Annotated in this window: 14 protein-coding genes; 13 read left to right on the forward strand and 1 reads right to left on the reverse strand. The window is 48.0% G+C overall.

Annotated elements, in window-relative coordinates; translation table 11 throughout:
- Positions 1-2 precede the first annotated feature (2 nt).
- The 13 genes from rpsE (at position 3) to carA (ending at position 8,831) form a co-directional block, all read left to right on the forward strand.
- The gene (gene rpsE / locus SD10_RS25330) at positions 3-521 is read left to right on the forward strand and encodes a 30S ribosomal protein S5 (protein ID WP_012930225.1); all 519 of its coding nucleotides are present in this window, start codon (positions 3-5) and stop codon (positions 519-521) included.
- An 18-nt stretch (positions 522-539) separates the two neighbouring features.
- On the forward strand, positions 540-719 hold the full coding sequence (gene rpmD / locus SD10_RS25335; RefSeq protein ID WP_046577840.1) for a 50S ribosomal protein L30: 180 nt from the start codon (positions 540-542) through the stop codon (positions 717-719).
- 182 nt (positions 720-901) lie between these two features.
- Positions 902-1,378 (forward strand): 50S ribosomal protein L15, encoded by a 477-nt coding sequence (rplO, locus tag SD10_RS25340; RefSeq protein ID WP_046577841.1) that lies wholly within the window; start codon positions 902-904, stop codon positions 1,376-1,378.
- Positions 1,379-1,410: 32 nt separating this feature from the next.
- Positions 1,411-2,730 (forward strand): preprotein translocase subunit SecY, encoded by a 1,320-nt coding sequence (gene secY, locus SD10_RS25345; RefSeq protein WP_046577843.1) that lies wholly within the window; start codon positions 1,411-1,413, stop codon positions 2,728-2,730.
- Between the two features lie 32 nt (positions 2,731-2,762).
- Positions 2,763-3,575, forward strand: a complete 813-nt coding sequence (gene map, locus SD10_RS25350) for a type I methionyl aminopeptidase (RefSeq protein WP_046580150.1) — start codon at positions 2,763-2,765, stop codon at positions 3,573-3,575.
- Positions 3,576-3,582: 7 nt separating this feature from the next.
- A complete protein-coding gene (gene infA / locus SD10_RS25355) occupies positions 3,583-3,801 on the forward strand; it encodes a translation initiation factor IF-1 (protein WP_009284801.1) in 219 nt (72 codons plus the stop codon).
- A gap of 85 nt (positions 3,802-3,886) precedes the next feature.
- Complete coding sequence (gene rpmJ / locus SD10_RS25360) at positions 3,887-4,003, forward strand: 50S ribosomal protein L36 (protein WP_046577847.1); 117 nt, start codon at positions 3,887-3,889, stop codon at positions 4,001-4,003.
- 2 nt (positions 4,004-4,005) lie between these two features.
- Positions 4,006-4,383, forward strand: a complete 378-nt coding sequence (gene rpsM, locus SD10_RS25365; protein WP_046577849.1) for a 30S ribosomal protein S13 — start codon at positions 4,006-4,008, stop codon at positions 4,381-4,383.
- 106 nt (positions 4,384-4,489) lie between these two features.
- Positions 4,490-4,885, forward strand: coding sequence for a 30S ribosomal protein S11 (gene rpsK / locus SD10_RS25370; protein WP_012930219.1), 396 nt, complete (start codon positions 4,490-4,492; stop codon positions 4,883-4,885).
- A gap of 77 nt (positions 4,886-4,962) precedes the next feature.
- Positions 4,963-5,568 carry a 30S ribosomal protein S4 gene (gene rpsD, locus SD10_RS25375; protein ID WP_046577851.1) on the forward strand — a complete coding sequence of 202 codons (606 nt, stop codon included), beginning with the start codon at positions 4,963-4,965 and terminating at the stop codon, positions 5,566-5,568.
- A gap of 186 nt (positions 5,569-5,754) precedes the next feature.
- Positions 5,755-6,744: a DNA-directed RNA polymerase subunit alpha gene (locus SD10_RS25380; protein ID WP_046577854.1), complete on the forward strand. Its 990-nt coding sequence runs from the start codon at positions 5,755-5,757 to the stop codon at positions 6,742-6,744.
- Between the two features lie 70 nt (positions 6,745-6,814).
- Positions 6,815-7,432, forward strand: coding sequence for a 50S ribosomal protein L17 (gene rplQ / locus SD10_RS25385; RefSeq protein ID WP_046577855.1), 618 nt, complete (start codon positions 6,815-6,817; stop codon positions 7,430-7,432).
- Between the two features lie 295 nt (positions 7,433-7,727).
- Positions 7,728-8,831, forward strand: coding sequence for a glutamine-hydrolyzing carbamoyl-phosphate synthase small subunit (gene carA / locus SD10_RS25390; protein ID WP_046577857.1), 1,104 nt, complete (start codon positions 7,728-7,730; stop codon positions 8,829-8,831).
- 30 nt (positions 8,832-8,861) lie between these two features.
- On the opposite strand, the gene SD10_RS25395 is transcribed toward carA, so the two are convergent.
- Positions 8,862-12,896, reverse strand: coding sequence for an AAA domain-containing protein (locus SD10_RS25395; RefSeq protein ID WP_046577859.1), 4,035 nt, complete (start codon positions 12,894-12,896; stop codon positions 8,862-8,864).
- Positions 12,897-12,927 lie beyond the last annotated feature (31 nt).

The raw sequence follows: 12,927 nt of genomic DNA on the forward strand, positions 1-12,927 counted from the left end.
CGATGAACATCAATTCAGCAAGACCGACAAAATTTAACGAAGCCGACCTTAAAGAAAAGGTGGTAGCCATCAACCGCGTAGCGAAGGTGGTAAAAGGTGGTCGCCGGTTCAGCTTCTCGGCAATTGTCGTGGTTGGAGACGGTAACGGTGTCGTTGGTTACGGATTAGGCAAAGCCAATGAAGTAACTGATGCCATTGCTAAAGGAGTGGAAGATGCCAAGAAAAACCTGGTACAGATTCCTCTTTTGAAGCGCACGGTTCCTCACGAAATGGAAGGTAAATTCAGCGGTGGCTTTGTCCTGCTGAAGCCAGCCGCTCCGGGTACAGGAGTAATCGCAGGTGGTGCTATGCGGGCCGTTCTTGAATCGGCTGGTATTCACGATATCCTGGCGAAATCGAAAGGTTCGTCGAATCCTCACAACGTAGTTAAAGCTACGCTCGACGCACTGCTGAAAATGCGGTTACCACACCAGGTAGCTTTCCAGCGTCAGATCAGCTTAGCAAAAGTATTTAACGGTTAATCTAAAGGAGCAATAGACATGGCACGAGTACGCATCACGCAGGTCAGCAGCACCATTAAACGACCGCTATCTCAGAAAAACGCGATCAAGTCGTTAGGCTTGGGCAAAATCAACCGCAGCGTCGAGTTAGAATACAACGACGCGTTGAAAGGTGCAATCAATAAGGTGCAGCACCTAGTGAAGGTTGAAGAAATTTAATTATCTTTGCGATTCTTTTGGTTTTCAGGCCATAGCGACCGTTGGTTGCCTTGGCATCGAAGAGCCAAAAGAATCATCTTTTTAACACTAAATAGCGGCAAAAGCGGTACAATAAATGGGTAAGAGTCGGTTTATAGCTACTCATACATTCAGTATTCTGCTTCTTTTGTCTAAACAATCAAATGAATTTAAGCAACCTTAGACCGGCAAAGGGTTCCGTTAGAGAGCGCAAGCGAGTCGGACGCGGACAAGGATCAGGCATGGGCGGTACGTCTACGCGTGGTCACAAAGGAGCGCAGTCACGCTCAGGTTACAGTCGTAAAACACACTTTGAAGGTGGTCAGATGCCTCTTCAACGTCGTGTACCGAAATTCGGCTTTAAGAACATTAACCGCGTCGAATATAAACCTCTTAACCTGGATTCGATTCAGGCATTGGTCGATGAAACCAACGTTACTGTAGTTGACATGGAATTTCTGCTTCAGCATGGTCTGGTAAGCAAAAAAGACCTTGTTAAAGTACTTAGCCGGGGTGAATTGACAACAGCAATCGAAGTTCACGCCCATGCTTTTTCAAGCAGCGCTAAAGAAGCAATTGAAAAAGCGGGTGGTAAGGCGATCGTGCCTGCCAAACATGCAAAAGAGGAAGCAGCTAACTAAGTTGTGAGCACCGTAACGGCCGACATACTTTTATGAATCGACTCATCACCACGTTTAAGAATATTTTTGCAATTGACGAGCTGCGGGGTCGTATCCTGAACACGTTGTTATTTATAACAGCGTTTCGTCTTGGTTCGGCCATTGTATTGCCTGGCGTTGACCCTAACAAACTAAATCTTAATCCGCAGGGATTACTTGGTTTGCTGGACACCTTTTTAGGTGGCGCGTTCAGTAAGGCGTCGATTTTTGCATTGGGAATCATGCCGTACATTTCGGCTTCGATTGCTATCCAGTTGCTTACCCTGGCCTTGCCTTACTTCCAGAAAATGCAGAAGGAAGGTGAATCAGGTCGTAAGCGATTGAATCAAATTACTCGGGTGCTTACGATTGGTGTAACGGCAGTACAGGCAATTACCTACATTCGTACGACGATTCCTCAAGAAGCGTTATTGATTGATCGGGGATTGTTCACCATTTCTTCTTTGTTCATTCTGACGGCCGGTACCATCTTCTGCATGTGGCTGGGCGAACGGATTACGGATAAAGGCATTGGCAATGGTATTTCCATGATCATTATGATCGGGATTGTATCGCGTCTACCAGGCGCTATCTATGGAGAAGCACTTTCCCGTGGTACGGGCGGTAGCTTACTCTTCGTTTTGGAGCTGGTCGGTCTGTTTTTCGTAATTATGGGCGCTGTTGTACTGACACAGGCTGTCCGTCGCATTCCTATTCAATACGCAAAACAGGTTATTGGTAATAAAGTAGTTGGTGGCCAACGTCAATATCTACCGCTTAAGTTGAATGCAGCTGGTGTTATGCCAATTATCTTCGCTCAAGCATTGATGTTTATTCCGACTTACGTTGCAGGTTTATTCGCTGAGAAAAGTGATTTTGCCGCCAGTGTGCAAAACGCATTTCAGAGTTATACAACCTGGCAGTATAACCTGCTTTTTTCCCTGTTGATTATCATCTTTACGTTCTTCTACACAGCTATTTCGGTTAACCCGGTTCAGATTGCTGACGACATGAAGCGTAGTGGTGGGTTTATTCCGGGTGTTAAGCCAGGTCTTCAGACATCGGAATACATCGGAACTGTTCTTGATCGTATCACCTTGCCTGGCGCCGTTATGCTGGCAATTGTGGCTATCTTACCCGCTATTGCCAATTTACTGGGTATGACAAGCGGGTTTGCACAGTTTTTCGGTGGAACATCGCTCTTAATTATGGTCGGTGTTGTTCTTGATACACTGCAACAAGTTGAAAGCTATCTATTGATGCGTCGGTACGAAGGGTTGATGAAGTCAGGCCGAGTACAGGGACGTGCCAATAGCGAGACAGTAGCCGCTTAATTAACATGAGTAGTTCCGACAAAAAGGATAAAATGATTTTTTACCGAAGCGATGAAGAAATTGCTTTGATAAAAATCAGCGCACAGGTACTTGGGAAAGCCCACGCAGAAGTAGCCAAGCTTATCCGTCCTGGCATTGCCACGAAGGAACTTGATAAGGTTGCAGAAACGTTCATTAAAGATAATGGTGGCTCTCCATCATTCTTAGGGTACAACAAATTTCCGGCTTCACTTTGTATCTCGGTTAACGACGTTGTTGTGCATGGATTTCCGAGCAAGTATGAACTCCGCGACGGTGATATTATTTCGATTGACTGCGGGGTCAAGCTAAACGGCTACCATAGTGATAGTGCTTATACCTATCCTGTTGGTGACGTTAGCCCAGCTGTTCGTCGGTTGCTGACCCGCACAAAAGAGTCCCTTTATCTTGGGGTTGACAAAGCGGTTGATGGAAATCGGGTTGGAGACATTGGCTTCGCAATCCAAACGTACGCAGAGAAGTTCGGGTATTCCGTGGTCCGTGAGTTAGTTGGTCATGGCGTTGGCCAGGACCTGCACGAAGCACCTGAGGTGCCTAATTACGGTAAACGCGGACAAGGTCCTAAATTGCGTGAAGGGATGATTCTGGCGATTGAGCCTATGATTAACTTCGGCAAAAAAGGGGTTGTTCAGGAACGTGATGGCTGGACCATTCGGACTGTTGATCGTAAGCCTTCGGCCCACTTCGAGCATACGGTGGCCGTACGAAAAGGGAAGCCCGAAATTCTGACAACCTTTGAATACATAGAAGCAGTTACCGCCAATACAAGCCTGATGGTTGATACACAGGAACTGATAGCGGCTTAAAGCACATATGGCAAAGCAGAATTCTATAGAACAGGATGGTGTGATTTTAGAGGCATTATCGAATGCAATGTTTCGGGTCGAACTGGCCAACAAGCATGAGGTAATTGCTCACATCTCTGGCAAAATGCGGATGAATTACATCAAGATTTTGCCCGGAGATCGCGTAAAGTTGGAAATGTCGCCTTACGATTTAAGCAAGGCGCGGATTGTGTATCGGTACAAATAGGTCTATAGTTTACGGTTTGTAGTTTACGGTTGTTTTCAATCGAATACTGAAAGCCGAAAACCGAAAACCGAAAACTTTTAAAATCATGAAAGTTAAAGCGTCAATCAAGAAACGTAGTGAAGACTGCGTCGTGATCCGTCGGAAAGGAAAGCTGTACGTGATCAACAAAAAGAATCCCCGTTATAAACAAAGACAAGGCTAAGCATGGCACGTATTGCAGGTGTTGATATTCCAGATAAAAAGCGTGGCGAAATTGCGCTGACGTATATTTTCGGCATTGGTCGTAGCCGTGCTAAGAAAATTCTGACCGATGCTGGTATCAGCGTTGATAAGAAAGCCAGCGAATGGACAGATGACGAAGCGAGCGCTGTCCGTAACGCGATCTCGAACGAATACAAGGTTGAAGGTCAACTGCGCTCAGAAGTACAGTTGAGCATCAAACGGTTAATGGACATCGGTTGCTACCGGGGTCTGCGGCACCGGAAAGGCTTGCCCGTTCGTGGTCAGCATACGAAAAACAACTCCCGTACCCGGAAAGGTAAGCGGAAGACAGTTGCCAATAAGAAGAAAGTAACGAAATAATTAATCGGTCGCTCATCGTCATACGACTCATTTGTGGTTATCCAATGAATCTTTTAGGATAACAAGTAATGAAAACCGATGACACATTGACGATTACCTACAAACAATGGCTCAAGCAAAACGCAAAGACAAAGCGAAAAAGCGGGTGGTAATTGTTGAACCCGTCGGTCAGGTACACATCCGGGCTACGTTCAACAACATCATCATTTCGATCACCAACATGAACGGCCAGGTTATTTCCTGGGCATCGGCCGGTAAAATGGGCTTCCGTGGCTCTAAGAAAAACACGCCGTACGCTGCTCAGACAGCCGCTTCCAACTGTGCTGCCGTTGCCCACGATTTGGGTATGCGCAAAGCAGAAGTTTTCGTGAAAGGTCCTGGATCAGGTCGTGAATCGGCCATCCGTACCATTCAGAACTCGGGTATCGAAGTAACGACAATCCGTGATATTACCCCGCTGCCGCACAATGGGTGCCGGCCGCCAAAACGTCGTCGCGTATAATACGGATGGCATGAATAGGGACAGGCGACATTTAGTTGTGTCTGTCCAATGTTTCACACTTATTCATTCATTGAAGAATGGCACGTTACATAGGGCCTAAGGCCAAGATTTCGCGCAAGTTCGGAGAGCCTATCATGGGTCCGAGCAAAGCGCTTCAGAAAAAAAATTACGGACCGGGTATGCACGGTCGGGGTCGCAAACGGAAACAGTCTGAATATGCGCTCCAGTTGCTGGAAAAGCAGAAGGTAAAGTATACCTATGGTATTTTAGAACGTCAGTTCCGCGCCTTATTCCACCGGGCACAGGTTCGGGAAGGAATCACGGGTGAGAACCTGCTTAAATTGTGTGAAGCCCGTTTAGATAACACGGTTTATCGCCTGGGCATTGCTTCTTCTCGTCGGGCGGCCCGTCAGTTGGTTTCCCACAAGCACATCATTGTTGATGGCGAAGTTGTTAACATTCCTTCTTATTCGCTCAAACCTGGTCAATTGATCGGTGTTCGTGAAAAATCGAAGTCGTTGGAAGCTGTTGCTTCTAGCCTATCGGCCCGTAATACCAAACGGTATAACTGGGTTGAGTGGGATGGTCAGGAGTTGGTTGGTAAATTCATCAGCTACCCAGAGCGTGACCAGATTCCAGAGAACTTCAACGAGCAAGCAATCGTCGAATTGTATTCGAAATAATTTGGGTTGGCAACTACTCATGCGAGTGCTTGCCATCTTTCTATAGTTTACGGTTTATGGGCGATTGGTTCTCGGGAAGAGGCTGGTCATTAACCCGCAACAATACCACCACCGAAGACCTGAAAACCGTAAACACTATTTCAGTCTTCACGCCAAGGCAGAGAACTGCTTTAAAATACGAAACGTATGTCAATTTTAGCGTTCCAAATGCCCGACAAAGTCGTAGTGGAGAAAGCTGACGACTTTCACGGGGTATTTGAATTCAAACCCCTTGAAAAAGGATACGGTGTAACAATCGGCAATGCGCTACGGCGTATTTTGCTGTCATCTCTGGAAGGATACGCGATTACCAGCGTAAAATTCCCCGGTGTGTTACACGAGTTTTCATCAATCGAGGGCGTCGTTGAAGACGTGACAGAGATCATTCTGAACCTGAAAATGGTTCGCTTCAAGAAGATCAATGACATGGTCGACAACAAGATCACCGTCAACATTAAGAAGCAATCGGTTCTGAAAGCCGGTGATATATCCAAGTTCTCGCCATCGTTCGAAGTGCTGAATCCAGAATTGGAAATTTGCCATATCGACGACACGCGGGATCTGGAAATGGAAATTTTCGTGGAAAAAGGTCGTGGCTATGTACCAGCTGACGAACCACGGGCCAACGAGTTACCCTTCGGTCATATTCCAATTGATGCTATTTACACGCCAATCAAAAACGTGAAATATAGCGTTGAAAACACTCGGGTTGAGCAAAAAACTGACTATGAGCGGTTACTGCTAGACATCGAGACGGATGGATCGATTCACCCCGAAGAAGCCCTGAAAGGTGCTGCTTATATTCTGATTCAGCACTTTATGTTGTTCTCAGATCAGACGATGACGTTTGAAACGGCGAAACCGGAAGAGGAAAATGTAGTCGATGAAGAAGTACTGCACATGCGGAAACTTCTGAAAACGTCGCTGGCTGATCTCGATCTGTCAGTACGGGCTTACAACTGCCTCAAATCGGCCGACGTTCGGACATTGGGCGATCTTGTGCGGTTAGAAATTTCCGACATGATGAAGTTCCGCAACTTCGGTAAAAAGTCGTTGACGGAGCTTGAGCAACTTGTTGCAGAGAAAAACCTGACGTTCGGTATGGACGTTGCAAAGTACAGATTAGACGAAGACTAAGCTAGTTTGTGATTTGTAGTTTGTAGTTCGTAGCTACAGACTACAAACTACAAACCACACACTTACTATAATGAGACACGGTAAAAAAGATAATCACCTAAGTCGGACACATTCGCACCGCGAAGCGATGTTGCAGAATATGGCGTCGTCGCTGATCCTGCACAAGCGTATTGAAACTACGCTTGCTAAGGCGAAAGAACTCCGCAAATTCGTGGAACCTATCCTGACACGGGCCAAAGATGATACCTTCGTGAATCGTCGCGAAGTATTTCGGGCCCTGAATGACAAGGACACGATGAAAGAATTGTTCGGAACAGTGGCCGACAAGATTGCCAGCCGTCCGGGCGGTTACACACGCATCATCAAGTTGGGCAACCGCTTAGGTGATAACGCTGAAACCTGTTTAATCGAACTGGTAGACTTCAACGAGTTACTGTTAGCAGCAGCATCTGAGAAAGCAGCTGCAACGACAACAAAAACCCGTCGTAGCCGCCGTGGAACAGGCGCTCGCACAGCAACCGAAGCGGCACCTGTTGCTGAAACAGCTGTTGCAGCAACCGCTGAAGAGCCTTCTGCTGAAGTTGTTGAAGACGAAGCACCAGCCGCTCCAGTAGCTGAAGCGACTCCAACGGAAGAAGCTCCTGCTGCTCCAGCCGCTGAAGACGATTCGACCGAGCCTAAGGCATAAGTCAACGTGTGTTAAGTTGCGGAACACGGCTGGGATGACTACTTTTGCAAAACTGACCGAAGGCAAAGCCTACTGTCAATGAGTTTAAGAGAACCACATAGTTAATGTTCACAAAAAAGCGACCTGAAACGAGAAAACAGCTTTATATGGCGACGGGAGTCGACCTGAACGAGTTGCCGAATCGTTCCACCGATGCTAACAGAAAACCAGGTGACTTACACACAAATCATATAGAAATGGGTTAGCCGTTCAACGGTTAGCCCTTTTTTTTAGTCTTTCAAGCCAAAACGCATACATGAAACATACGCAACAACCTGAAGCCCTGCTGGTTTTACAAGATGGGACCGTTTATAAAGGTTTAGCGCTCGGTAAAATAGGTACAGCCGGCGGTGAAATATGCTTCAATACGGGCATGACCGGTTACCAGGAAATCTATACCGACCCCTCGTACTATGGTCAGGTCATCATCAATACAACCTCACACATCGGTAACTATGGCATTCTGAACAATGCCGAACAGGAATCGAATGGGGTGAAAATCCGGGCGATGGTATGCAATTTCTTCTCGAACATTCATTCCCGATACACCGCCGATGGGTCGTTGCAGGATTATTTCGAGCGAGCAAACATCGTTGGTATTCATGGTGTCGATACCCGGCAACTTGTCCGCTACATTCGCTCGAAAGGAGTGATGAACTGCATTATCTCTTCCGAAATTCTTGATCCGGCCGTGCTGCTTGCCGAATTGAACAAGGTGCCGGATATGGATGGGCTCGAACTCTCGTCGGAAGTATGCACCCGGGAAGCGTATGAACAAGGTGATCCAGAAGCAAGCCTGCGCGTAGCTGTGCTGGATTTGGGCGTCAAACGGAGCATTCTTAGCAATTTTAATCAACGGGGTGTATTCTGCAAGGTATTCCCGGCCCGGACGTCTCACGCTGAGTTGGCGGCCTGGAAACCGAATGGCTACTTTATTGCGAACGGACCGGGTGATCCGGCCGCTATGCCTTATGCGGTTGAAACCGTTAAACAAGCCCTGGAAACTGAAAAGCCCTTGTTCGGCATTTGTCTTGGCCATCAGATACTATCGCTGGCGAGTGGTATATCGACCTACAAAATGCATAATGGCCACCGGGGTCTGAACCATCCGGTCAAAAACCTGATCACGGGGCACTGCGAGGTTACTTCACAAAATCATGGTTTCGCTGTTCGTGCCGAAGAAGTGATGGATCATGCCAACGTTGAGCTGACACACATCAATCTGAATGATAAAACCATTGAAGGCATTCGTCGAAAAGATAAACCAGCCTTTTCAGTGCAATATCACCCGGAATCTTCTCCTGGTCCGCACGATTCCCATTATCTGTTCGATCAGTTTATCGGTATGATGAAGGAATAAATTGAAAGCCTGGCGAAACCCAGGCTTTCTTTATTTATTCCCTCTCTGCCAAAAGTTCCGACTCCAAACTCTGACAAATGGCCAGTTTCGGGCTTGGAGTGCACTGGGCAGATAGGCATGTGCCTGCTTAATCGTCTGTTGATAGTAGATATCATCGTCGGTCAGAATGAGCGACTGGTAAGTATCATCGGTGCCCTTTACGGTTAAATCGGCAAACGGTAATTCAGGTTGCCAGCTAGGGTTCTGTCCGGCCAACCGATCTTTTAGTAAACTGCCCGATGGCAGATCCTGCCTGGCTTTTTGCGTAGGTTTAAACTGCTCCTGAGCCACGGCCAGTGCATATGTTAGGTAGGCTTTCAGCAGCTTTGGCCCTTCATTGGCCGTGTCAGCTATGGCTAGTTGATCGGGCCACAAACTCGTTACCACATACACCCGTTCCCGCGCCCGCGTAACGGCTACGTTTAATCTATTTTCGCCCCCTTTGGCATTCAGGCTACCAAACTGCATCGACAAGCGGCCGCGCTCATCAGGTGCGTAGCCAATCGAAAAAATGATTATATCACGCTCATCGCCCTGCACGTTTTCGATGTTTTTGACGAATAACTGTAACGCAGTCCACTTCTCAGGCGGAGTTGCCAGTAAGCCATCCGGGTTACTATCCAGCATATCCTGAATCAGTTGCTGCTGCGGAAAATTGAACGTCACGATACCTACCGAACGGCCGGGCATCTCGGTTACGAGCTGATCTAGGAGTTGTAAGACGGCCGTAGCTTCAGCAGGATTTGTATTCTGTTGCCAGGTTCCTTTCACATTTATGTACCGGATGGCTGGCTCATGTTGATTAATCTCGTCGAAATGCGGTAAAAGAGACAGCTTGTTCTGATAGAATTGCTCGTTTGAAAAGGTAATCAGGTCAAGCGAACGACTACGGTAATGCTCCGTAAGCGCCATTTGCGGTAGTTCCTGAGCAGCCAGTTCTAACAGGGATTCAACTTCAAGAGCAACTGGTACTTCTTCATCTGGCTCGGCATCGTCCACACGGGTTCGATAGAGATCACTTGGCCGTAGTTGCTGGCTATCACCGGTAATAACGACTTGCTTACCACGAGCCATAGCAGGCACGCCATTTTCGGCAAAACACTGCGAGGCCTCATCAAAAATAACCAGATCAAATAAGCCTTCTCGCAACGGAAACATCGCTGATACAGACTCGGGCGAAGCTAACCAGCAGGGCGCGAGCTTGAATACTACATCGGCAAATGATTCCATCAGTTTTCGCACCGGCCAGACATTTCGCTTTTTGGTCACCTGATGCAGCAAATCCCGATAGGTAACCACATTGTTTAGTCGGTTGAACGTCAAATTCCGATACGTCTGCTCGCGTAATTTTACCAGCAGAATGTCCCGGCTCAACCCCTGTTTACGCTGAATACTTTCCTGTAATGTTTGCTCCAGCTGGCTCATTTTAAGCGACGACACACATCGAAGCTCGGGGTATAGCTGCTCAATATGTTCCAGCCAGGCGGTTCGAAGGCTATTTTGAACCGTATCAACCCAGACGGCTGGATTCAGGCCAGCCAATCGGTCGATAATCAGTTGCTCAGCTTCTGAAAATCCCTCCTGAAGGCGATCTGCCTCCACTAGCAAATCAAAATCAGTCCGAAGGGTTTCACGAAGCCGAACAACATAGGCCGGATCAGCCCATCCTGTTGCCAGTTGTTCCGGTGTAAGGTAGGTGGACGCTTCGGCCTGCTGCTGCACAACGGTCGCAGCTAATTGCGTAATCATATTTACCTGATCGACGAACACCGAATGAGACTGCCAGGCCGAAACGGATAATAAGTGCAACAAGTCAAGGGTTGTCAGGCGCTCGGTCAGGTGTTGCACCCGGCGTAAAATTCGTAAACTTTCGGGCAAGGCGGGCAAGGGTAATCCGTCAAGCAATGGAGCTACTTCATGCTTTATCGCTTCCAGCCGAATTCGCTGATTAACTTTCGAAGCCAGGGTTTGTAAATCCGGCTCGGACAGGCTCAGTGTATTGGCCGTAGCGACGGTTTGTACTTGCGTTTTCCCCGCGTTCGTCAATTGCCACCAGTTCCAGCTTACCCACGACGAACGGGCGGTTAAGGCATCGGTCAATAAATCGCGAAAGGCGCGTAGATCAGTCGTTGCCAGTGACGACTCCGGGCCAGGCGCGGTTAGGGCCTCATTCCAGCTATCTGCCAGTTCATCCAGGCGCGTTTCGTTTATCGTTAAGGCTGGGTGCGTGGTTGCTTTGCGCAGATGCGTTACGATTTCCCAAAGAATCGGCGCATCAGGTACATCGAGAAGGGCAAGCAGGGCGGCCAGGTCCCAATCATGCGCCTGCCAGGTCTGTAGCTCGTGAAGCGAAAGCGGGCGCCCAATGAGGGCTTTCGATTGCTCTGTAACAGTCTGACGAAGTTGTTCCCAATCACCAATCGTTTGATCGGCTTTTCGCAAATCGGCAGTAGTAAACGAGGAGAAACTGACTCGGTCGGCCCACGCTGACGCTGTTTCCAGCGCTTGTTGATAAGCCACGAAACTGGTCAGCCGCTGGATGAAGTTATCCACATGATCCAGATGAAACTGTTGATAAACATCATCCAGTACAATCAATGGACTTTTACTTCCCACGGGTACTGTTGTCAGGTATAGCTCTTTGGCCGAGAGTCCACTCTCTGCTGTATCGAACAGCGCATTTTTAAAGAGTTGTAAAGCAGCAACCGTCTCATCGATCCGGCGGCTCTCTACATCAAAGTCGCGTTCGAGCAATACCGCGTTCAAACTGTTGTTTTGCTGCTTATAGGCATCAATCTGTTCGATCTGGGCCGCAATCTGGGCGTACAAGGCCCGCCGGTCATTCTGAAAATCGTGAATAAGGGCCAGAAAAGGGTCCACCCCTACGTCTTTAAGCCGTTTTTGAACCACATCAAGGGCGGCCCGTTTCTGGCATACCAGCAAAACCCGCTTGCCTGACGCAGCCGCATCGGCCATCAGGTTAGCAATCAGTTGCGATTTTCCGGTTCCCGGAGGGCCCTGCACCACCAGCGACTGTCCAGCCCTTACCGTCCGCACAGCCGCTTCCTGCGACGCATCCATAGGCAATGGCGTGTAGAGGTGTTTTTCCGGAAGTAAGGAGTTTTCTTTCAGGAATGAGGAACGAGGAGTAAGCAGGGAGAAGCCATTCGGAAGCAGCGATTTTCCATACTCACTTTCTTCCTGTTCTCCACTGGATATCTCCTTACGGCTTACTCCCTGCTCCTCGCTCCTTTCTATAAGTGTGTCATAATCCGGCACCAGAAACGAACCAGCTTGTGGAAAAATGCCTAATACGGCTTCCGGGTAAAGCTTTAACTCGCCCGTTCGCTCAAGTTGAGCAAGATCTTTGGCTGGCTGCTTATTGAAAAACTGGATCGTATCGGTAAATAAGTCCTGATTGAAATTAATTTCGAGCTGGCTTGCCTTGAGCCACTCATAAAGCTGTGTCCGGAAAACAAGCGGATCGCGGTCAAACTCATCGACTGTTTTTTCAACAACCTCATCCGACAATTTTACCTGGTTAAATTGCTGATAGGCTAGCGCGAATGTCGGGTTTAAAAACGCCAGTTCATCCCCTCGCTGAACTAGCTTCCAGAATTTTCCTTGTTGCTCGATCTGCACTGGGAAAAACAGAAGGGGTCCATGCACAACCGACTCATTCAGAAACTTACCTTTCACAAACGGCCAGCCAATGTATAAGTCTTCCGTACCCCGCTCCTCTTCAATAAAACGGGCCGTTCGGTCAATACGCCGGAGTTTACGGCTCACTTCATTGCTTCGCTCCTGCCTGGGGTCGAGCACTTCACATAGCGACACCGACGATTTACGACCAAGCAAATCCGCAATAATGGTAAATGAGGGTTTATTGAGCAGAAAATCTGTTTCGTGTAAATCCAGAAATTGACTGGCAGGCAGGGTAGTGAGTAACAGAGAACGATTACGACTGCTGAGGTTCGTTAAGCGTCGGCGAAAGGTTTTTAGTACGGCAGTATGCGCAAACGTCATCTGATATGCGAAGTGTCTTTCTCAAAACTAA

Origin of the sequence: Spirosoma radiotolerans (genome assembly GCF_000974425.1) — a bacterium.
GTDB lineage: Bacteria > Bacteroidota > Bacteroidia > Cytophagales > Spirosomataceae > Spirosoma > Spirosoma radiotolerans.